This window comes from Pseudomonas sp. RC3H12, assembly GCF_018596375.1.
GTDB lineage: Bacteria > Pseudomonadota > Gammaproteobacteria > Pseudomonadales > Pseudomonadaceae > Aquipseudomonas.
Map to the genome: position 1 here is coordinate 4,173,262 of NZ_CP075595.1, position 20,687 is coordinate 4,193,948.

21 protein-coding genes are annotated in these 20,687 nt (G+C 64.4%); 12 read left to right on the plus strand and 9 right to left on the minus strand.

The features are described from left to right. The first annotated feature begins 3 nt into the window (after positions 1 to 3). The 7 genes from thiE to lnt all read left to right on the plus strand — a co-directional run bounded on the left by thiE (position 4) and on the right by lnt (position 6,710). Positions 4 to 627: a thiamine phosphate synthase gene (thiE, locus tag KHO27_RS18945; RefSeq protein ID WP_214500634.1), complete on the plus strand. Its 624-nt coding sequence runs from the start codon at positions 4 to 6 to the stop codon at positions 625 to 627. A gap of 17 nt (positions 628 to 644) precedes the next feature. Beyond that, on the plus strand, positions 645 to 1,928 hold the full coding sequence (gene hemL / locus KHO27_RS18950) for a glutamate-1-semialdehyde 2,1-aminomutase (RefSeq protein WP_110703191.1): 1,284 nt from the start codon (positions 645 to 647) through the stop codon (positions 1,926 to 1,928). A gap of 199 nt (positions 1,929 to 2,127) precedes the next feature. Then, positions 2,128 to 2,673 carry a tetratricopeptide repeat protein gene (locus KHO27_RS18955; protein ID WP_102684172.1) on the plus strand — a complete coding sequence of 182 codons (546 nt, stop codon included), beginning with the start codon at positions 2,128 to 2,130 and terminating at the stop codon, positions 2,671 to 2,673. Between the two features lie 180 nt (positions 2,674 to 2,853). Beyond that, positions 2,854 to 3,852 (plus strand): PhoH family protein, encoded by a 999-nt coding sequence (locus tag KHO27_RS18960; RefSeq protein WP_110703194.1) that lies wholly within the window; start codon positions 2,854 to 2,856, stop codon positions 3,850 to 3,852. Beyond that, the gene (gene ybeY / locus KHO27_RS18965; protein ID WP_023630353.1) at positions 3,845 to 4,318 is read left to right on the plus strand and encodes an rRNA maturation RNase YbeY; all 474 of its coding nucleotides are present in this window, start codon (positions 3,845 to 3,847) and stop codon (positions 4,316 to 4,318) included. Before KHO27_RS18960 ends, ybeY begins: the two co-directional genes overlap by 8 nt. A gap of 26 nt (positions 4,319 to 4,344) precedes the next feature. After that, positions 4,345 to 5,184, plus strand: a complete 840-nt coding sequence (locus KHO27_RS18970) for a CorC family transporter (protein ID WP_023630352.1) — start codon at positions 4,345 to 4,347, stop codon at positions 5,182 to 5,184. 8 nt (positions 5,185 to 5,192) lie between these two features. Next, positions 5,193 to 6,710: an apolipoprotein N-acyltransferase gene (gene lnt / locus KHO27_RS18975; protein ID WP_110703197.1), complete on the plus strand. Its 1,518-nt coding sequence runs from the start codon at positions 5,193 to 5,195 to the stop codon at positions 6,708 to 6,710. Positions 6,711 to 6,742: 32 nt separating this feature from the next. On the opposite strand, the gene KHO27_RS18980 is transcribed toward lnt, so the two are convergent. Then, positions 6,743 to 7,504 (minus strand): YdcF family protein, encoded by a 762-nt coding sequence (locus tag KHO27_RS18980; protein ID WP_102684176.1) that lies wholly within the window; start codon positions 7,502 to 7,504, stop codon positions 6,743 to 6,745. A gap of 123 nt (positions 7,505 to 7,627) precedes the next feature. Next, positions 7,628 to 7,942: a hypothetical protein gene (locus tag KHO27_RS18985; RefSeq protein WP_046857271.1), complete on the minus strand. Its 315-nt coding sequence runs from the start codon at positions 7,940 to 7,942 to the stop codon at positions 7,628 to 7,630. 237 nt (positions 7,943 to 8,179) lie between these two features. Here KHO27_RS18985 and leuS point away from each other — a divergent pair, with 237 nt between their 5' ends. The 5 genes from leuS (at position 8,180) to KHO27_RS19010 (ending at position 14,161) form a co-directional block, all read left to right on the plus strand. Further along, complete coding sequence (gene leuS, locus KHO27_RS18990; protein ID WP_111533154.1) at positions 8,180 to 10,786, plus strand: leucine--tRNA ligase; 2,607 nt, start codon at positions 8,180 to 8,182, stop codon at positions 10,784 to 10,786. 62 nt (positions 10,787 to 10,848) lie between these two features. Continuing rightward, complete coding sequence (locus tag KHO27_RS18995) at positions 10,849 to 11,454, plus strand: LPS-assembly lipoprotein LptE (protein ID WP_111533153.1); 606 nt, start codon at positions 10,849 to 10,851, stop codon at positions 11,452 to 11,454. A 37-nt stretch (positions 11,455 to 11,491) separates the two neighbouring features. Further along, on the plus strand, positions 11,492 to 12,529 hold the full coding sequence (holA, locus tag KHO27_RS19000; protein ID WP_139668291.1) for a DNA polymerase III subunit delta: 1,038 nt from the start codon (positions 11,492 to 11,494) through the stop codon (positions 12,527 to 12,529). Between the two features lie 91 nt (positions 12,530 to 12,620). After that, positions 12,621 to 12,785 carry an alternative ribosome rescue factor ArfA gene (gene arfA / locus KHO27_RS19005; RefSeq protein ID WP_023630277.1) on the plus strand — a complete coding sequence of 55 codons (165 nt, stop codon included), beginning with the start codon at positions 12,621 to 12,623 and terminating at the stop codon, positions 12,783 to 12,785. 62 nt (positions 12,786 to 12,847) lie between these two features. After that, the gene (locus KHO27_RS19010; protein ID WP_214500635.1) at positions 12,848 to 14,161 is read left to right on the plus strand and encodes a lytic murein transglycosylase; all 1,314 of its coding nucleotides are present in this window, start codon (positions 12,848 to 12,850) and stop codon (positions 14,159 to 14,161) included. 34 nt (positions 14,162 to 14,195) lie between these two features. On the opposite strand, the gene KHO27_RS19015 is transcribed toward KHO27_RS19010, so the two are convergent. The 7 genes from KHO27_RS19015 to mltB form a co-directional block, all read right to left on the minus strand. Further along, positions 14,196 to 15,134 (minus strand): S66 peptidase family protein, encoded by a 939-nt coding sequence (locus KHO27_RS19015; protein WP_214500636.1) that lies wholly within the window; start codon positions 15,132 to 15,134, stop codon positions 14,196 to 14,198. 99 nt (positions 15,135 to 15,233) lie between these two features. Beyond that, positions 15,234 to 16,250, minus strand: a complete 1,017-nt coding sequence (gene lipA, locus KHO27_RS19020; protein WP_102683780.1) for a lipoyl synthase — start codon at positions 16,248 to 16,250, stop codon at positions 15,234 to 15,236. A 2-nt stretch (positions 16,251 to 16,252) separates the two neighbouring features. Next, positions 16,253 to 16,900 carry a lipoyl(octanoyl) transferase LipB gene (lipB, locus tag KHO27_RS19025; RefSeq protein ID WP_110703220.1) on the minus strand — a complete coding sequence of 216 codons (648 nt, stop codon included), beginning with the start codon at positions 16,898 to 16,900 and terminating at the stop codon, positions 16,253 to 16,255. After that, positions 16,900 to 17,175, minus strand: a complete 276-nt coding sequence (locus tag KHO27_RS19030; protein ID WP_023630272.1) for a DUF493 domain-containing protein — start codon at positions 17,173 to 17,175, stop codon at positions 16,900 to 16,902. The genes lipB and KHO27_RS19030 overlap by 1 nt, the downstream gene beginning before the upstream one ends. Before the next feature lie 70 nt (positions 17,176 to 17,245). Continuing rightward, a complete protein-coding gene (locus tag KHO27_RS19035) occupies positions 17,246 to 18,406 on the minus strand; it encodes a D-alanyl-D-alanine carboxypeptidase family protein (RefSeq protein WP_046857279.1) in 1,161 nt (386 codons plus the stop codon). A 265-nt stretch (positions 18,407 to 18,671) separates the two neighbouring features. Further along, positions 18,672 to 19,670 (minus strand): septal ring lytic transglycosylase RlpA family protein, encoded by a 999-nt coding sequence (locus tag KHO27_RS19040; RefSeq protein ID WP_046857280.1) that lies wholly within the window; start codon positions 19,668 to 19,670, stop codon positions 18,672 to 18,674. Continuing rightward, entirely contained in the window at positions 19,671 to 20,681 is a 1,011-nt protein-coding gene (mltB, locus tag KHO27_RS19045; RefSeq protein WP_111533197.1) for a lytic murein transglycosylase B, read from the minus strand. Positions 20,682 to 20,687 lie beyond the last annotated feature (6 nt).

Genomic DNA, 20,687 nt, shown 5'->3' on the forward strand with positions numbered 1-20,687 from the left:
CCGATGAAGCTCTGCGGTCTGTACGCGATCACCGACAGCCAGCTGCTGGCCGGCCGTTTCCTCTCCCACGTTGAAGCGGCGCTGGAAGGTGGCGTTCGCCTGTTGCAATACCGCGACAAGAGCGACGATACCGCCCACAGACTGCGCGAGGCCGAAGCGTTGAAGACGCTGTGTGAGCGTTACGGCACCGAGCTGATAATCAACGACGACGCCGAACTGGCGGCCCGCCTGGGCGTTGGCGTGCACCTCGGCCAGACCGATGGCCCGCTCACACCGGCCCGCGCCTTGCTCGGCCGCAAGGCGATCATCGGTTCGACCTGCCACGCCAGCCTGGACCTCGCGCGGCAGGCCGCCAGCGAAGGCGCCAGCTATGTCGCCTTCGGCCGCTTCTTCAATTCCGTCACCAAACCGGGCGCGCCCGCCGCCAGCGTCGAACTGCTGGAGCAGGCCCGCGCCCAGGTCAAGCTGCCGATCGCGGTGATCGGCGGCATCACCCTCGACAACGCCGCCCCGCTGGTTGCCCATGGCGCCGACTTGCTGGCGGTTATCCACGGCCTGTTCGGTGCCGACAGCGCGCAGGAAGTCACCCGCCGCGCCCGCGCCTTCAACGCCCTGTTCGCTTGCTGATTTCGAGAGAAGATCCCATGTCCCGTTCCGAAGCCCTGTTCGCCCAAGCCCAGAAACACATCCCCGGTGGCGTCAACTCGCCGGTTCGCGCCTTCAAGAGCGTCGGTGGCACTCCGCTGTTCTTCAAGCACGCCCAAGGCGCCTACGTCATCGATGAAGACGATAAGCGCTACGTCGACTATGTCGGTTCCTGGGGCCCGATGATCCTCGGCCACGCCCACCCAGAGGTCCTGGATTCGGTACGCAAGCAGTTGGAGCACGGCTTGTCCTATGGCGCGCCGACTGCCATGGAAACCCAGATGGCCGACCTGGTGTGCTCGCTCGTGCCGTCGATGGAAATGGTGCGCATGGTCAGCTCCGGCACCGAAGCAACCATGAGCGCCATCCGCCTGGCCCGTGGCTACACCGGCCGTGACGCCATCATCAAGTTCGAAGGCTGCTACCACGGTCACTCCGACAGCCTGCTGGTCAAGGCCGGCTCCGGCCTGCTGACCCAGGGCGTGCCAAGCTCGGCCGGTGTGCCGGCAGACTTCGCCAAGCACACCCTGACCCTGCCGTTCAACGACATCGCCGCCGTCGAGAAGACCCTGGCCGACGTCGGCCAGAGCGTGGCCTGCATCATCGTCGAGCCAGTGGCCGGCAACATGAACTGCGTGCCGCCGGCGCCGGGCTTCCTCGAAGGCCTGCGCGCATTGTGCGACCAGCACGGCGTGGTACTGATCTTCGACGAGGTGATGACCGGCTTCCGCGTTTCTCTCGGCGGTGCCCAGGGCCACTACGGCATCACCCCCGACCTGTCGACCTTCGGCAAGATCGTCGGCGGTGGCATGCCGGTCGGCTGCTTCGGCGGGAAGCGCGAAATCATGGGCTGCATCGCCCCGCTGGGCCCGGTCTACCAGGCCGGCACCCTGTCGGGCAATCCGCTGGCCATGGCCGCCGGCCTGACCACCCTGAAGCTGATCAGCCGCCCGGGCTTCCATGACGAGCTGAGTGCCTTCACCAGCCGCATGCTCGATGGCCTGCAACAGCGTGCCGATGCCGCGGGTATCCCGTTCGTCACCACTCAGGCGGGCGCCATGTTCGGCCTGTACTTCAGCGGCGCCGACGATATCGTCACTTTCGACGACGTGATGGCCAGCGATGCCGAACGCTTCAAGCGTTTCTTCCACCTGATGCTCGAAGGCGGCGTGTACCTGGCGCCAAGCGCCTTCGAAGCGGGTTTCACCTCCATCGCCCATGGCGACAAGGAACTGCAGATCACCCTGGATGCGGCCGAGCGGGCGTTTGCCAAGCTGAAGTAAGGGTGTTCCTGTCTCGGCCTGATCGCGGGCTTGCCCCACGATCAGGCCGGACCAAGCAAGCCTGTGAACCCCATCACAGCCCGCCACGTCCAATCCGGCTGTAGAAATTCGCGTAAATCTTTGTAAGGTAGGCGCTGCTTATCCCATAATGTGCCACCAGAGACATTGGCCGTAGCTTTGCAGAGGTAAGTCGATCCCCATGAACCGCACCGGCCGCGCCCTTACCCTGGGCTGCCTGTTGCTTCTTCAGCCCCTGCTGGCCTTGGCGGAGGGCGGTAATTCGTTGCTGATTCCAGCGACGGGCCGCTGCGCCCTCGATACCGCGCCCGAAGACCTGCCCAATGCCCTGAAGGCCTGCGAGCAGACCGCGCAGTCAGGGGATGCCGAAGCGCAGTACGAGCTGGGCGAGTTCTACTACAGCGGCACGCCGCGCCAACTCGACAACGCGCTCAAGTGGTTCGAGAAAGCCTCGCTGCAAGGCCAGGCGCAGGCACAATACCGTCTCGGCTCGATGTTCTTCCACGGTGAAGGGGTCAAGGCCAACAACGTGCAAGCCTACATCCTGCTCAAGATCGCCGCGGTCAACGGTGCCGAAGACGCCCTGGACATGGCCGACGAAGTCACCGAGCAGATGCCCCGCGACGAGCTCGAGCACGCTACCCAGGTACTCGGCCAGATCTTCCGCAAATACCTGCTGGAACTGCAGAACGCCGAAGGGCGCACACCTTTCTCTCCTCTTCCCTGAACCGTTGCCCGGCCCGGCGCTGGCCCCGGCATCATCGATTCGTCAACTTGCCCTGCCATGCTTTGACGCACGGATCGGACGCTTCCCAGCGACCCTTGATCGTTTCAGTGCTTTCGCCACTGCCACTCAAGGGTTATTCTTGAGTTCACACTCATTGCCGTCGAGCGGCTAAAAACGACCTTGAACGCACCCATACAACCCCATCGCTTTATCCTCGAGCCCTTCGAGGCCCATCGCTTCGCCAACCTGTGCGGCCAGTTCGACGAGCACCTGCGCCTGATCGAACAACGCCTGGCCATCGAGATCCGCAACCGCGGCAATCAGTTCGAACTGATCGGCGAGCCCAAGACCACCTCCGCCGCCGAGCAACTGCTGCGCCGCCTCTATCGCGAAGCCAAGGCGAACGAGCTGTCACCGGAAACGGTGCACCTCTATCTCCAGGAGTCGACGATCGAGAACATCGAGAATCCGGCCGTCAACGAAGTCAGCGTCTCGCTGCGCACGCGCAAGGGCAATATCCGCCCGCGCGGCGTCAACCAGCAGCGCTACGTCAAGGAAATCCTGGCCAACGACATCAACTTCGGCATCGGCCCGGCCGGTACCGGCAAGACGTACCTGGCCGTGGCCTGCGCGGTCGATGCGCTGGAGCGTGAACAGGTGCGCCGCATCCTGCTGGTGCGCCCGGCGGTCGAGGCCGGCGAAAAGCTCGGCTTCCTGCCCGGCGACCTGGCCCAGAAGATCGACCCGTACCTGCGCCCGCTCTACGACGCGCTCTACGAGATGCTTGGCTTCGAGCACGTGGCCAAGCTGATCGAGCGCCAGGTGATCGAGATCGCGCCGCTGGCCTACATGCGCGGCCGCACCCTGAACAACAGCTTCATCATCCTCGACGAGAGCCAGAACACCACGCTCGAACAGATGAAGATGTTCCTCACCCGCATCGGCTTCGGCTCGACCGCGGTGATCACCGGTGACATCACCCAGGTCGACCTGCCCCGCGGCACCAAGTCGGGCCTGGCCCATGTGATCGAGGTGCTCAAGGACGTGCCAGGCATCAGCTTCACCCATTTCCAGCCCAAGGACGTGGTACGCCACCCGTTGGTGCAGCGTATCGTCGAAGCCTACGACCGCTTCGAAGCCCGTCAGTCCAGGCCCGAGGCACCCGGCAAAGATGCTTGAACTCGACCTGCAACGGGCCACGGACGCCGCTGCCCCCGATGACGCCGCCTTCCGCCGCTGGTGCGAACTTGCCCTGCGCCAGCGCAGCGCCGACTCGGAAATGACCATCCGCCTGGTCGACGCCGCCGAAGGCCGCGAGCTGAACCACACCTACCGGCACAAGGACTACGCCACCAACGTGCTGTCCTTCCCCGCCGACGTCCCCGACGAGCTGCTCGACATCCCGTTGCTGGGCGACCTGGTGATCTGCGTGCCGGTGGTCGAGCGCGAGGCCGCCGAACAGGGCAAGTCCCTGGAGGCGCACTGGGCGCACCTGGTCATCCACGGCTGCCTGCACCTGCTTGGCTACGACCACATCGAAGACGATGAGGCCGAGGAAATGGAGGCGCTGGAACGGCAATTGCTGGCGGAACTGGGTCACCCGGACCCTTACGCCGACGACGAAACCGAAACAATCACACACTGATACTGCAAGGATCACGAGTAACCGCCATGAGCGAAGACCGATCGAGCAACGGGCAGAAGTCCTGGTTGGGTAAGCTGACCCAGGCTTTTGCCCATGAGCCGAAAAACCGCCAGGAGCTCCTTGAGCTGCTGCGCGAAGCCCATCAGAACAAACTGCTCGACAGCGAAGCGCTGACCATCGTCGAAGGCGCCATCCAGGTCGCCGACCTGCAGGTACGCGACATCATGGTGCCGCGTTCGCAGATGATCAGCATCAAGGCCAACCAGTCGCCCCGCGAGTTCCTGCCGGCAGTGATCGATGCCGCGCACTCGCGCTACCCGGTGATCGGCGAGAGCCACGACGATGTGCTCGGCATTCTGCTCGCCAAGGACCTGCTGCCGCTGATCCTCAAGGAGAATGGCGACAGCTTCAACATCAAGGACCTGCTGCGCCCGGCCACCTTCGTGCCCGAGTCCAAGCGCCTGAACGTGCTGCTGCGCGAGTTCCGCGCCAACCACAACCACATGGCCATCGTCATCGACGAATACGGCGGCGTGGCAGGGCTGGTGACCATCGAGGACGTGCTCGAGCAGATCGTCGGCGATATCGAGGACGAGCATGACGTTGAGGAAGACAGCTACATCAAGCCGCTGCCCAGCGGCGACTTCCTGGTCAAGGCACTGACCCCGATCGAGAACTTCAACGAGTTCTTCGACAGCGAATTCTCCGATGACGAGTTCGACACGGTCGGCGGCCTGGTGATGAGTGCGTTCGGCCATTTGCCCAAACGTAACGAAACCACCGAGATCGGCGGCTACCGCTTCCGCATACTCAATGCGGACAGCCGCCGGATACACTTGCTGCGCCTGACACCGATCAACCGTTAAGGACGAACATGCGCTGGATCACCCGCCCCGGCTGGCCCGGTAACCTGCTGGCCATGGCGGCCGGCGCCTCCACCCTGCTGGCCCTGGCCCCCTTCGACATCTGGCCGCTGGCCCTGCTGTCCCTCGCGCTGTTCTATGCCGGGCTGCGCGAGCTGAGCCCGCGACAAGCCCTGGGCCGGGGCTGGTGCTTCGGCTTCGGCCTCTACGGCGCCGGCACCTGGTGGATCTACGTCAGCATGAACACCTACGGCGGCGCCTCGCCGCTGCTGGCGATCCTGCTGCTGCTGGCATTCTTCGCCTGCCTGGCCTTCTTCTTCGCCCTGCCCGCCTGGCTCTGGGCACGCTGGCTGCGTCGCGACGAGGCGCCGCTGGCAGACGCCTTGTGCTTTGCCGCCCTGTGGTTGCTGCAGGAGGCCTTCCGGGGCTGGTTCCTCACCGGTTTCCCTTGGCTCTATGCAGGTTACAGCCAGCTCGATGGCCCACTGGCGGGCCTGGCGCCGTTGGGCGGCGTGTGGCTGATCTCGTTCGCCCTGGCGTTGACTGCCGCCTTGCTGTGCAACCTCCATCGCCTGCGCGAGCGCCGTTCGTTCCTGGCTGTTGGTGCGGTGTTGCTGGCGGCGCCGTGGATCATCGGCCTGGCCTTGAAGGATCACGCCTGGACCAAGCCGGCAGGTGATCCGCTGAAGGTGGCAGCCCTGCAAGGCAACGTCGAGCAGGACCTGAAGTGGGACCCGGCGCACGTCAATGCGCAACTGGCGCTGTACCGCGACATGAGCTTCAGCTCGAAACCCGTCGACCTGCTGATCTGGCCGGAAACCGCCGTGCCGGTGCTCAAGGACCAGGCCCAGGGCTACATCGACATGATGGGTACCTTCGCCGCCGAACGGCATTCGGCGCTGATCACCGGGGTGCCGGTGCGGCAGATGGTCCACCACCAGCGCCGCTACTTCAACGGCATCACCGTGACCGGCGAGGGCGACGGCACCTACCTCAAGCAGAAGCTGGTGCCCTTCGGTGAGTATGTGCCCTTGCAGGACATGCTGCGCGGCCTGATCGAGTTCTTCAACTTGCCGATGTCGGATTTCGCCCGTGGTCCCGAGGACCAGCCACTGCTGCAGGCCAAGGGGTACCAGGTCGCCCCATACATCTGCTACGAAGTGGTCTATCCCGAGTTCGCTGCGAGCCTGGCCGCACGCAGCGACCTGCTGCTGACCATCAGCAACGACACCTGGTTCGGCACCTCGATCGGCCCGCTGCAACACCTGCAGATGGCCCAGATGCGAGCGCTGGAGGCCGGCCGCTGGATGATCCGCGCCACCAACAACGGCGTAACCGCGCTGATCGACCCGTTCGGCAGGATCACCACGCAGGTCCCGCAGTTCCAGCGGGCCGTGCTGTATGGCGAGGTGGTACCGATGCAGCAACTGACGCCGTACCTGCAATGGCGCTCGTGGCCGCTGGCGATCGTCTGCGTGCTGCTGCTGGGCTGGGCCTTGCTGGCCGGGCGCATTGCGCGAACCGTCTGAAGCATCCCTTGGGCCGCGTAGCGGCCCAAGTCTTAGTAGAACAGGCGATACCCCACTAACCCCGCCGCCTCGTTGAGCAACTGCCCGCTCTGCCACATTGCCCGGTTTTCCGGCAGCAACCCCGCGAACGGCCGCGCATGATCGCGCCCCAGGAACCCCACCGGCGCCGGCACCACTTCGAACCCGGCCCGCTCGAAACTCCAGCGCGAGCGCTGCATGTGCCAGGCCTGCGTCACCACCACCACCCGCTTGATACCCAGCGGTTGCAACACCTTGGCGCTGAACTCGGCGTTTTCCCAGGTGGTGTGGCTGGCTTCCTCCTTCCAGGAAACCTTTACGCCAAAGTCCGCCTCCAGGCGGTCAGCCATCAGTTGGGCCTCACTGGGCGGCGTGCCATAGTGCAAGCCACCGCTGGTCAGCACCGGCAGCCCTGAGGCCTTGGCCAGTTGCGCGGCGTAGCGCATGCGCTCGAGGGCAACGTAGGTTGGCTGATCAAGGCCACCCCAGGCCGGATCGCCGCGCTCCCGTCCGGCGCCCAGGACCACGATGGCGTCGGCCCTGGATGCCAGGCCTGCCCACCCCTCGAGCGCCAACGCAGGTTCTGTTTCAAGGGTTCGGGCAACTTGCTCGACCGTCAGTGGCAAGCTCATCAGCCACAAGCCACCCAGCCCCAGGGTGAAACAGGCCGCGGCCAGGCGCGGACGGCGCCGGCGCCACCACCAGGCGGCCAGCAGCAACAGGAACAGGACGCCAGGCGGCATCAACCATTGTTTGATGAAAAAGCGGATCGGCATCACACACCTCCATGGAAGGCGTGCAGCCTAAGAGGATCGGCACCGGGCCTCAAGGGCAACCGGCGCCGATCGATGCGTGCATTACGAAAACCGGCGCGTCGCCGCGCCTGCAACCCTGAACGGCTATCGGGACGGCAATGTCCTGGAGCTGGCTGGGGCGCCGGGGCGCCTGCGGTCCTTGAGCCAGACAATCCTGGCCGAGGACGGCTCCGGTTGCGGGTAGGCACCGGCACTGGCAAATCGGCCTTCCGGGAGGGATTCCAGGTAGGCTTTGATCACCTCGAACTCGGCATGGCTCAGGCCACGTAACTCCAGTTCGGCAGGCATCTCGTCGCGCAATCGCACGGAGGTTCTGGCCACTTCCAGTGCCAGGCCCAAACGGTCGATCAAGCGCTCGTAAAGCTCCGGTTTGCTTGCGGTTAGTTGCGACTCTCCCATCCGTTCACCTCATTGAAGGTAAGAATATCTCCCCCCACAGATGAGCTTAGCGTCACTCGTAAAAGCGGCCGGGCGCCGCGACCAACGGCCCGCGCGGCGGGCGATGCAATCAGGGTTTCCCACGATGCGCGGCGCTCATGTATGCTACGGCGTTCACTCTTGCAGATCCCGGAGTGCCGGACGCAGCGAGGTCGAGCTGCCTGGAACATGTCTCTTATCTCTCAATACAAAGTAGCCATGCACGAACAATACACGCCCCGTGATGTAGAAGCCGCCGCCCAGAATGCCTGGGACGAGCAACAATCGTTCGCTGTCACCGAACAGCCAGGCAAAGACACCTACTATTGCCTATCGATGTTCCCGTACCCGAGCGGCAAGCTACACATGGGCCACGTGCGCAACTACACCATCGGTGACGTGATCGCCCGCTATCAGCGCATGCTGGGCAAGAACGTACTGCAACCGATGGGCTGGGACGCCTTCGGCATGCCGGCGGAAAACGCCGCGATGAAGAACAACGTCGCCCCGGCCAAGTGGACCTACGAGAACATCGACTACATGAAGACCCAGCTCAAGAGCCTGGGTCTGGCCATCGACTGGTCGCGTGAAGTCACCACCTGCAAGCCGGACTACTACCGCTGGGAGCAGTGGCTGTTCACCCGCCTGTTCGAGAAAGGCATCATCTACCGCAAGAACGGCACCGTGAACTGGGACCCGGCGGACCAGACCGTCCTGGCCAACGAGCAGGTCATCGATGGCCGTGGCTGGCGCTCGGGCGCGCTGATCGAAAAGCGCGAAATCCCGATGTACTACTTCCGCATCACCGACTACGCCGACGAGCTGCTGGAAAGCCTCGACGAGCTGCCGGGCTGGCCCGAGCAGGTCAAGACCATGCAGCGCAACTGGATCGGCAAGTCCCGCGGCATGGAAGTGCAGTTCCCCTATGACCAGGCGAGCATCGGTCATGAGGGCACCCTGAAAGTCTTCACCACCCGTCCGGACACCCTGATGGGCGCCACCTACGTTGCCGTCGCCGCCGAACACCCGCTTGCCACCCAGGCCGCCCAGGGCAACCCGGCGCTGCAGGCGTTCATCGACGAGTGCAAGAGCGGCAGCGTCGCCGAGGCCGACATGGCCACGCAGGAGAAGAAGGGCATGGCCACTTCCCTGTTCGTCGAGCACCCGCTGACCGGTGAAAAGCTGCCGGTATGGGTCGCCAACTACGTGCTGATGCACTACGGCGATGGCGCTGTCATGGCCGTGCCGGCGCACGACGAGCGCGACTTCGAGTTCGCCCACAAGTACAACCTGCCGGTCAAGGCGGTGGTGCGCACCAGCGTCGGCGACGAAGTCGGCAGCGAATGGCTGGCCGCCTATGGCGAGCATGGCCAGCTGATCAACTCCGGCGAATTCGACGGCCTGGACTTCCAGGGCGCCTTCGATGCCATCGAGGCCGCACTGATCCGCAAGGACCTCGGCAAGTCGCGCACCCAGTTCCGCCTGCGCGACTGGGGCATCAGCCGCCAGCGCTACTGGGGTTGCCCGATCCCGATCATCCACTGCCCGTCCTGCGGCGACGTGCCGGTGCCGGAAGACCAGCTGCCCGTTACACTTCCGGAAAACGTGGTACCGGACGGTGCCGGTTCGCCCCTGGCGCGCATGCCCGAGTTCTACGAGTGCACCTGCCCGAAATGCGGCACCGCGGCCAAGCGCGAAACCGACACCATGGACACCTTCGTCGAGTCGTCCTGGTACTTCGCCCGCTATGCCTCGCCGAACTACGATAAAGGCCTGGTCGACCCTAAAGCCGCCAACCACTGGCTGCCTGTCGACCAGTACATCGGCGGCATCGAGCACGCCATCCTGCACCTGCTGTATGCGCGCTTCTTCCACAAGCTGATGCGTGACGAAGGCCTGGTCACCTCCAACGAGCCGTTCAAGAACCTGCTGACCCAGGGCATGGTCGTCGCCGAAACCTACTACCGCGTCGCCAGCAACGGCGGCAAGGACTGGTTCAACCCGGCCGACGTCGAGATCGAGCGTGACGCCAAGGCCAAGATCATCGGCGCGCGCCTGAAGACCGATGGCCTGCCGGTGGAAATCGGCGGCACCGAGAAGATGTCGAAGTCGAAGAACAACGGCGTCGACCCGCAGTCGATGATCGAGCAGTACGGCGCCGACACCTGCCGCCTGTTCATGATGTTCGCCTCGCCGCCCGACATGAGCCTGGAATGGTCCGACTCCGGCGTCGAAGGCGCCAGCCGCTTCCTGCGCCGCGTCTGGCGCCTGGCCCAGGCCCACGTGGCCCAAGGCCTGCCGGGCACGCTGGACATCGCCGCCCTGAGCGACGAGCAGAAGGTCATCCGTCGCGCCATCCATGCCGCGATCAAGCAGGCCAGCACCGACGTGGGCCAGTACCACAAGTTCAACACCGCCATCGCCCAGGTGATGACCGTGATGAACGTGCTGGAGAAGGCGCCACAGGCGACCGCCCAGGATCGCGCCCTGCTGCAGGAGGGCCTCGAGGCCGTGACCCTGCTGCTGGCACCGATCACCCCGCACATCTCCCATGAGCTGTGGAAGCAGCTGGGCCACGACCAGGCGGTGATCGATGCGAACTGGCCGATTGTCGATGAAGGCGCCCTGGTACAGGACACTGTGACCCTGGTGGTACAGGTCAACGGCAAGCTGCGTGGCCAGGTGGAGATGCCGGCCGCCGCCAGCCGCGAGGAAGTCGAGGCCGCCGCTCGCAACAACGAGAACGTCCTGCGCTTCACCGACGGCCTGACCATCCGCAAGGTCATCGTCGTTCCGGGCAAACTGGTCAATATCGTCGCCAACTGATGGCAACGCCCGCCTGCACATCCTGCAGGCGGGCGTAATCGGTCCACGAGGGAGCAACACACATGATCAAACGCAATCTGCTGGTAATGGGCCTGGCTGTGCTGCTCAGCGCCTGCGGTTTCCAGCTGCGCGGCACCGGAACCAACGAACTGAGCATCAAGGAAATTGACCTCGGCGCCCGCAACCAGTACGGCCCGACCGTCATGCAGCTGCGCCGCACCCTGGAAAGCAGCGGCGTGAAGGTCTACGCCGGTGCCCCCTACAAGCTGGTACTCACCAACGAGCAGGAAAACCAGCGCGCCGCAACCTACGACGGCGGCAGCCGCTCGGCCGAATATGAGCTGAGCATCGTGCTCAACTACGCACTGGAAGGCCAGAACGACACACGCCTGCTCGAAGACAAACTGCAGGTGCGCAAGTACTACATTCACGACGGCAACAACATCAACGGCTCTGGCCAGGAAGCCAACCAGGTCCGCGAAGAAATGCGCCGCGATCTGGTACAGGGCATGATGGCCCGCCTGCAGCAGCTGACCCCGGAACACCTCGACGAGCTGCAACGCAAGGCCAACGAGCGCGCCGAAGCCGAGGCTCGCGCCCTGAAGGAAGCCCAGCGCATCCAGGACGAGACGCCTCAGCAGTCGCCGCTGGAAGTCCCGGCTCCCTGAGCCTGAACGGGGCACCTGAGGTGCCCCGCCCTTCGCCATGAAGCTCTCCCCCGCCCAACTCAACAAGCACCTGCAAGGCCAGCTGGCGCCCGTCTACATCGTCAGCGGTGACGACCCGCTGCTGTGCCAGGAGGCCGCCGACGCCATCCGCGGCGCCGCGCGCCAGCAGGGCTACGACGAACGCCAGGTGTTCAGCGCCGATGCCAACTTCGACTGGGGCAACCTGCTGCTGGCCGGGGCCAGCCTGTCGTTGTTCGCCCAGCGCCGGCTGCTGGAGCTGCGCCTGCCCTCGGGCAAGCCCGGCGACAAAGGCGCTGCCGCGCTGATGGAATACTGCGCCAACCCGGCCGAGGACACGCTGCTGCTGATCAGCCTGCCCAAGCTCGATGGCAGCGCGCAGAAAACCAAGTGGGGCAAGGCCTTGATCGAAGGCGCGCACTGCCAATTCATCCAGATCTGGCCGGTGGACGCCCAGCAACTACCGCAATGGATCAACCAGCGCCTGTCCCAGGCCGGCCTGTCGGCCCAGCGTGACGCCATCGACTTGATCGCCGCCCGGGTCGAGGGCAACCTGCTGGCCGCCGCCCAGGAGATCGAGAAGCTCAAGTTGCTCGCCGAGGGCAACCAGATCACCGTCGAAACCGTCCAGGCCGCTGTCGCCGACAGCGCCCGCTTCGATGTGTTCGGGTTGGTCGATGCCATTCTCAATGGCGAAGCAGCCCATGCCCTGCGCATGCTCGAAGGGCTGCGCGGTGAAGGTGTCGAGCCGCCGGTCATCCTCTGGGCCCTTGCCCGCGAACTGCGCTTGCTGGCCGGGCTCGCACAACAGTTCAGCCAGGGCGTGCCGCTGGACAAGGCCTTCAGCCAGGCGCGCCCACCGGTGTGGGACAAGCGCCGACCACTGGTGAGCAAGGCCCTGCAGCGCCTCTCTGCGCAGCGCTGGGCCATGCTTCTGCAGGATGCCCAGCGTATCGATGCGCAGATCAAGGGCCAGGCCGAGGGCTCGCCGTGGACCAGTCTGGCGCGCCTGTCGCTGCTCATGGCCGGACAACGCCTGCCGCTGCCCGCCGAATAAAGCGCCCCGCCGCCATAAACACAATCAATTGGCTCACATAGCGCTACAGGCCTACAGTGCGCCCGCAATCCAACTAGACCGGGAACCCGCCATGAGCAAGAAGCCGAAAAAGCACGGCCCCAACAAGGCCAAGTCGATCATCGCCCAACCGCTGTTCCGCTGCCGCCAGGAACAGGCAGGAAAAGGCAAAGGCAGCTACCGCCGCGAAGCCTTCCAATCGAGAGATTGGGAGGCTTCCTGCTTTATGGCCGCCTGAAAAGGCATGAAATGCGCAGGCATGGTATGGTCGGCACCTGACCTGCAATTCTGGATCTGTGCATGCCCTCTCGTCTCACTCTCCGCTGGCAACCCCGCCAGCTGATCGCGGCCACAAGCTTCATCCTGCTCGTCGCCTGCGCCGAGAAACCCACCGCCGCCGATGCCCTGCCGCTGGCCCCCGCCCAGCCCGCACCCGTCGTTACGCTGCCCGGCACCACGCCCGATGGCAGCAGCGAAATCCAGCCCCTGCAGACCTTCGCCCAATGGCAGGCCGGTTTCCGCGAGCAAGCCCTGCAAGCCGGGATCAGCGCCAGTCTGTTCGACCGTGCCTTCCTCGGCGTCACCCCGGACATGGACGTGATCAAGGCTGACCGCAGCCAACCGGAGTTCACCCGCCCAGTCTGGGAATACCTGGACGGCGCCCTGTCGCCGCTGCGCGTACGCAACGGCAAGAAACTGCTCGAACAGAATGCCGAGCTACTGGCACGCATCGAGCAACGCTACGGCGTCGACCGCCAGGTGCTGGTCTCGGTTTGGGGTATGGAGAGCAACTTCGGGCAGTTCCAGGGCAGCAAGTCGGTGATCCGTTCGCTGGCCACCCTGGCCTATGAAGGCCGCCGCCCACAGTTTGCCCAGGACCAGCTGATCGCCGCCCTGCAGATCCTGCAAAACGGCGACATCCAGCCTGACGCGATGCGCGGCTCCTGGGCCGGCGCCATGGGCCAGACCCAGTTCATCCCGACCACCTACCTCACCCACGCGGTGGATTTCGACGGTGATGGTCGCCGTGACATTTGGAACAGCACCGCCGATGCGCTGGCCTCCACCGCGCACTACCTGCAGGCCTCCGGCTGGAAGCGTGGCCAGCCTTGGGGCTTCGAGGTACAGGTACCTGCCGGCTTCGACTGGTGGCTGGCCGATGGCAGCCAGCGCAAGAGCGTCAGCGAATGGTTGCAGCTGGGCGTGAAACTGCCCGCCGGCACCGCATTGCCCGCAGGCAGCAACCAGCTGTCCGCTGCCCTGCTGCTGCCCGCCGGTGCCCGTGGGCCGGCGTTCCTGGTGCTGGACAACTTCCGCGCGATCCTCAAGTACAACAACTCGTCCTCCTACGCGCTGGCGGTGAGCCTGCTGGGGGATCGCTTCTACGGTTGGGGGTTCATTGCCGGCAGCTGGCCGAAAGAAGACCTGCCGCTGAGCCGCAGCGAACGTATCGAGCTGCAGACCTTGCTCAACGCCAGTGGCCATGAGGCGGGCAATCCCGACGGGATCATCGGCGCCAATACCCGCAAGGCCATTCGCAATGCGCAGCAGGCGCAGGGCTGGCCGGCGGATGGTTATCCGACGCACAAGCTGCTCGACAGCCTGCGTCGCTAGCAAATACTGGGGCCGAAAAACGGCCCCAACTTTTTCAGGCCTTGAACAAGGCCTGTTCGAGCACCAGGCGCTTTTCTCCCGCGTCGAGCCTTACCCGTGCCCCCAACGGCAGGCACACATTCGGGTCACAATGCCCGCTGCGCCACCCCGCCAGCACCGGCACCCCGAGCGGGCCGAAGGTATCCAGCAGCAAGGGCGTCATGGCCGCGACCGTGATACCGGCAAAATCCCCCACCAGTACGCCACGCACACCCTCCAGCTTGCCGGCCAGGCGCAATTGGGTCAGCAGGCGGTCGACACGATAGAGCGGCTCGTTGACGTCCTCGATGAACAGGATGCTGCCCTGGGTATCGACTTCGCCCAAGGTCGCCAATGTTGCCCCAAGCACGGAAAGGTTGCCGCCAACCAACCTGCCACTGGCCACTCCGGGAATGACTCCGGTCAGCGCAAAATCCGCCGGATGGGCAATCTCGTCCCCCGCCACCACCTGCCCGCCAAGCAGGTCGAACAATGAGCGCACGGTCGGCTCCAGCTTCGCTCCCAGCAAGTCGGCATTGAGCATCGCCCCATGGAAGGTCACCAACCCCGCATGCCGGTTGATCGCCGTATGCAACGCGGTGATATCGCTGTAGCCCACCAGTGGCTTGGGGTGACGGCGGATCAAGTCGAAGTCGATACGGTCCAGCAGGCGCATGCTGCCGTAGCCACCGCGCATGCACAGGATCGCGTCGATGTCCGGGGCGCGGAACGCGTCATGCAGGTCTCGCAGGCGCTGCTCGTCGCTGCCCGCCAGGTAGCCGTCCGCCTGCAGCACCCCGGGGTAGATCCGGCACTGGTGGCCACGCTTCTCGAACCATTGGCGAGCCTTGTCGGTATCCAGCCGCGCCGGGCCAGCCGGGGCGATGATGGCGAAACGGGCGTTGCCAGGCAGTGCCTTGGGCAACAGGGGTTCAGCGGTCTCCAGGCAATTCATCGCGCCACTCCTTGCAGCTCGTCGCTTGAAACATGCAGCTCAAAAAAAATGCCGATGCCGCCTTCCGGCGCGCATCGGCATATCCCGCTCAAGCCCGACTCAGAGCTTGATCTTGGCTTCGTGAGCCTGCTGGTCGGCATGGTACGACGAGCGTACCAGAGGACCGGAGGCGACGTTCTTGAAGCCCATCTTGTAACCTTCCTCGGCGAACCAGGCGAAGGTGTCCGGGTGCACGAAGCGCTGTACCGGCAAGTGGTTGCGCGACGGCTGCAGGTACTGGCCGAGGGTGAGCATGTCGATATCGTGCTCGCGCATGCGGTGCATCACCTCGATGACCTCCTCGTCGGTCTCGCCCAGGCCCAACATCAGGCCGGACTTGGTCGGTACGTGCGGGACCATCTGCTTGAACTTCTGCAGCAGGTCCAGCGACCAGTCGTAGTCCGAGCCCGGGCGTGCGGCCTTGTACAGGCGCGGCACTGTCTCGAGGTTGTGGTTGAACACGTCCGGCGGGGTCTGCGCGGTGATTTCCAGCGCCACGTCCATACGGCCGCGGTAGTCCGGCACCAGGGTCTCAAGCTGCACGCCCGGCGACAGCGCACGGATCTCGCGGATGCAGTCGGCGAAGTGCTGGGCACCGCCATCACGCAGGTCGTCGCGGTCCACCGAAGTGATCACCACGTACTTCAGGCGCAGGTCGGCGATGGCCACGGCCAGGTTCTTCGGCTCGTCCAGATCCAGCGGCTTCGGCCGGCCGTGACCGACGTCGCAGAACGGGCAGCGGCGGGTGCAGATGTCGCCCATGATCATGAAGGTGGCGGTACCGCCAGAGAAGCACTCACCCAGGTTCGGGCAGGAGGCTTCTTCGCATACGCTGTGCAGCTTGTGCTTGCGCAGCAGTTGCTTGATGCGGTCGACTTCCGGGGAAACCGGTATGCGCACGCGGATCCAGTCGGGTTTTTTCGGCAGCTCTTCGGTGGGGATGATCTTCACCGGGATACGTGCCACTTTGTCGGCGCCACGCAACTTCACGCCGGCTTCCACTTTTTTAGGAGCAGGGCGTGGGGTGACGTCTTGCGTCGGGATCAGGTTCGGCACGGCTTCTTGCACAGTTGTCATAATCAGTCGATTCCGCCCGTCAGGGTCGTCTGCTCAGCATAGTCGAGGTGCTTGACCAGCTGTCCGCGCAGCCTTGTCCTGACCTCAATGAGTTCGATCGGACCTGCCAGGTCGCGCAGCTGGGTCATGGCCAGCCCCGCATACCCACAGGGGTTGATTCGGCGGAATGGCGCAAGGTCCATGTCCACGTTCAGGGCAAGGCCGTGGAACGAACGGCCATTGCGGATTCGAAGGCCAAGGGACGCGATCTTCGCGCCATCGACATAGACGCCCGGAGCGTCGGGTTTGGCCACCGCCTGCACGCCATAGCTGGCGAGCAGGTCGATGAGGGTCTGCTCGATACGGCTGACCAGCTCGCGCACGCCGATACTCAGGCGGCGCACATCCAGCAGCAGGTAGGCCACCAACTGGCCGGGGCCATGGTAGGTGACCTGGCCGCCGCGGTCGGTCTGCACCACCGGTATCTCGCCGGGGATCAGCAGGTGTTCGGCCTTGCCGGCCTGGCCCTGGGTGAACACCGGAGGATGCTCGACCAGCCAGACTTCGTCCAGGCTGTCCGGGCCACGCTGCTCGGTAAAGCGACGCATGGCCTCCAGCACCGGTTCATAGGGCTGCAGGCCAAGATCGCGAAAACCGAGGCAAGCAGGCATCACAGCACCATTTTCACGATGCCGGTAGCGCGCAAGGCGCTGTTGATGTCGTGCAGCTGGTCCTCACCGGTGGCAACGATATGCAGTTGCACCGTGGTGTACTTGCCTTCCTTGCTCTGGCGTTCGGCCAGCGTCGAGAGGTCGACCTTGGCGTACTTGCTGAGAATCTCGATTACCGTGTCCTTGAAACCGACAACGGTGTCACCGATCACCTTGATCGGGTAATCCTCGCAGGGGAATTCGATCTTGTGCGACTTGACGTCTTCTTCGCTCATGGCGGAAACGGCCTCGTAAGCCGTGGCAGCAGCGCCCCCGCCTGGTTCACGGGGGCGTGCAAGTCACGTATCAGTTGAACAAACCGTAGAAGAACAGGCGGATGCTGTCCCACATGCGGCCGAAGAAACCTGCTTCCTCGACGCCGTCCAGGGCGATGAGGTCGGCACTGTGAACCACTTTCTCATCCAGTTTGACTTCCACTTTGCCGATCACGTCACCTTTGGCGATGGGCGCGGTCAGTTGCGGGTTCATGGTCATCGAAGCCTGGAGGCGTTTCAATTGGCCTTTAGGCATGGTCATGGTCAGGTCGTTGGCCAGGCCGGCTTTCACCTGGTTGGTCGCGCCTTTCCATACCGGAGCTTGAGTCAGCTCGGTGCCTTTCTGGTAGAAGGTCTGGGTTTCGAAGAAGCGGAAACCGTAAGTCAGCAGCTTCTGGGTCTCGGCGGCCCGCGATTGCTCGCTGTTGGTACCGAACACCACGGCGATCAGACGCTGGCCGTCACGCACGGCTGAGGCGACCATGCAGTAGCCGGCTTCGTCGGTGTGGCCGGTCTTCAGGCCGTCGACGGTCTTGTCGCGCCACAGCAGCAGGTTGCGGTTAGGCTGCTTGATGTTGTTCCAGAAGAACTCTTTCTGCGAATAGATGGCGTAGTGCGCCGGATCCTCGTTGATGATCGCACGCGCCAGCAGGGCCATGTCATGGGCCGAGGAGTAGTGCTCCGGGTTCGGCAGGCCGGTGGGGTTCATGAAGTGGCTGTTGGCCATGCCCAGGTCGGTGGCGGTCTTGTTCATCATGTCGGCGAAGGCATCTTCGCTGCCGGCGATGTGCTCGGACAGGGCGACCGATGCATCGTTGCCGGACTGGATGATGATGCCGTGCAGCAGGTCGCTGACGGTCACCTGGCTGCCGACCTTGATGAACATGCGCGAACCGCCGGTACGCCAGGCGTTCTCGCTGACGGTCACCGGGTCGTTCTCGCCAATCTGGCCACGACGGATGTCCAGGGTGGCGATGTAGGCGGTCATCAGCTTGGTCAGGCTGGCTGGCGGCAGGCGCTCGTCACCGTTGTTCTCGACCAGCACGTTGCCGCTGGACGCGTCCATGAGTACATAGGACTTGGCGGCCAGTTGCGGTGGTGCCGGCATCATCTGCTCCGCTGCGAAGGCAGCAGGGGTGATCAGCAGCAGAACAGGCAGGCAAAGTCGTTTGGCAAGGTTGGTGATGTTCATCCGTCTCTCGTAAATCGCTAATGGTCTGATGTTCCGTGGGCAAGTTCATTTGCCCAGCGCCCCGTCAGTCTAGTTTTATGGCCTGTGGCCTGGCCCCAAAAGTGCGGCGTAATGCCGCTGCGGGCAAAAGCGGCATTGTACATACCTGCGACCGGCAATTCATGAACAAACCGACAGGTCGGTGTGCTGATTCATTGCGGGGCATGCCCGCTCCCACGCCGTTCGGACCACCTGGCATGGGCGCGGGTTCGCTGCGCGATGCTGCTCAGTCAGTCACGACTTTCGCCTGGCCGAGATTGGCCAGGCGAATGCTGTCCTGGGCCTGCTGGATCTCACCCTGGCTGCTGATCGGTCCCAGGCGTACACGGTGCAGGGTCTGCTGGTTGCGCACGACGGAGCTGATGAATACCGGCGCGCTGACCATGGTGCTCAGCTTCGAGCGCAGCAATTCGGCGGCGTCCGGGTTGGCGAACGCGCCCACTTGCAGGATGCTGCCGCCGCTGGCGTTCGGCACATTGTTGCCGCCCACCTGCACCGGCACTACTGGCGCCGCGTGCTGCTGCGGCGGCGGGGTCCACTGCTCGACGCGCCCGGTGCTGGCGGCGATCGGCTGGGCCTGGGCCACCTGCGGCTCCTTGAGCACCATCGGCGGCTGCTGGCCACGCTGGGCCCACCATTGCTGCGGGTCGATGCCCTCAACGCGCACGTGCGCGGTGCCGCTTTCGGCATAGCCGAGCTTCTTCGCAGCAGCGTAGGACAGGTCGATGATACGGTCGGAATAGAACGGGCCACGGTCGTTGACCCGCAGGATCACGCTGCGCCCGTTAGCCAGGTTGGTTACCCGCACGTAGGCCGGCAGCGGCAGGGTCTTGTGCGCCGCGCTCATGCCGTAGAGGTCATAGAGCTCGCCGTTGGCCGTGTTCTGGCCATGGAACTTGGTGCCGTACCACGAAGCGGTACCCTCGGCGCGGTAGTTGCGCGAGTCCTGCATCGGGTAGTAGGTCTTGCCCAGCACCGTGTAAGGGTTGGCCTTGTAGTTGCCGGTGTGCACGGTCGGGGTGGCGTCGGGGATCTTGTTGACGTCCACGTCCCACCAGGGCGCGCCGTCCTTGTGGGCACGGTTGATGTCCAGGCCCGGTTGCGCACGCACGGTGTTGCCGCTCTGCGGGGTGGAGGGCCGACTGGACGAGCAACTGGCCAGCACCAGGCCGACGGCGACGCAGGTCAGCAGTTTTGCGGCATTTGCAGTGAAGAGTTCGCGCATTTACTTGACGCCCCGTGCCAGAACCAGCTGTTCCGAAAGCTGATGCACCGCCATGGCATACATCACGCTGCGGTTGTAGCGAGTGATCGCGTAGAAATTCTTCAGGCCCATCCAGTACTCAGGGCCGTATTCACCTTCCAGGCGGAAGGCGGTGACCGGCAGATCATCGCGCAGCGCATCATGACTCGACCAGCCCAGCGCCCGCAACTGCGCGACCGTCTTCACCGGCTCGATGCCGCTGGTCAGGCCTTCGTCGGCGCGCTCGCCACGCACGGTGGCACGACTGACCACAGGCTCCCCGGCCACCCAGCCGTGGCGCTTGAAGTAGCTGGCGACGCTGCCTATGGCATCGTCCGGGTTGTTCCAGATGTTGATGTGCCCGTCGCCGTCGAAGTCCACGGCATAGGCGCGGAAGCTGCTCGGCATGAACTGCGGCAGGCCCATGGCACCGGCGTAGGAGCCCTTGAGCGTGAGCGGGTCGAGTTGCTCTTCGCGGGCCAGCAGGAGGAACTCGCGCAGCTCCTTGCGGAAGAATTCGGCGCGCGGCGGGTAATCGAAGCCCAGCGTGGACAGCGCGTCGATCACGCGGTAATTGCCGGTATTGCGGCCGAAGAAGGTTTCCACCCCGATGATCGAGACAATCACCTGCGCCGGCACGCCGTATTCCTGCTCGGCGCGAGCCAGCACGGCCTCGTGCTGGCGCCAGAAGTCCACGCCACGAGCGATGCGCGCATCGGTGATGAACATCGGGCGGTATTCCTTCCACGGCTTGACCCGTTCGGCCGGCCGCGAAATCGCGTCGAGGATCGCCTGCTTGCGCTGCACCTCGCGGAACACAGCCATCAGTTGCTCGCCGGCAAAGCCGTAGTCGCGAGTCATCTCGCCAACGAACTCGACCACTTGCGGCGAGCCGTCATAGTCACCGGCATCAGCCTGCTGGACTGCGCCAAGCAAACCCAACGCGCCGAACCACGGCGCCAGGCGGGCAGCCCAGCCACGCACTGCTTGCATGAAATT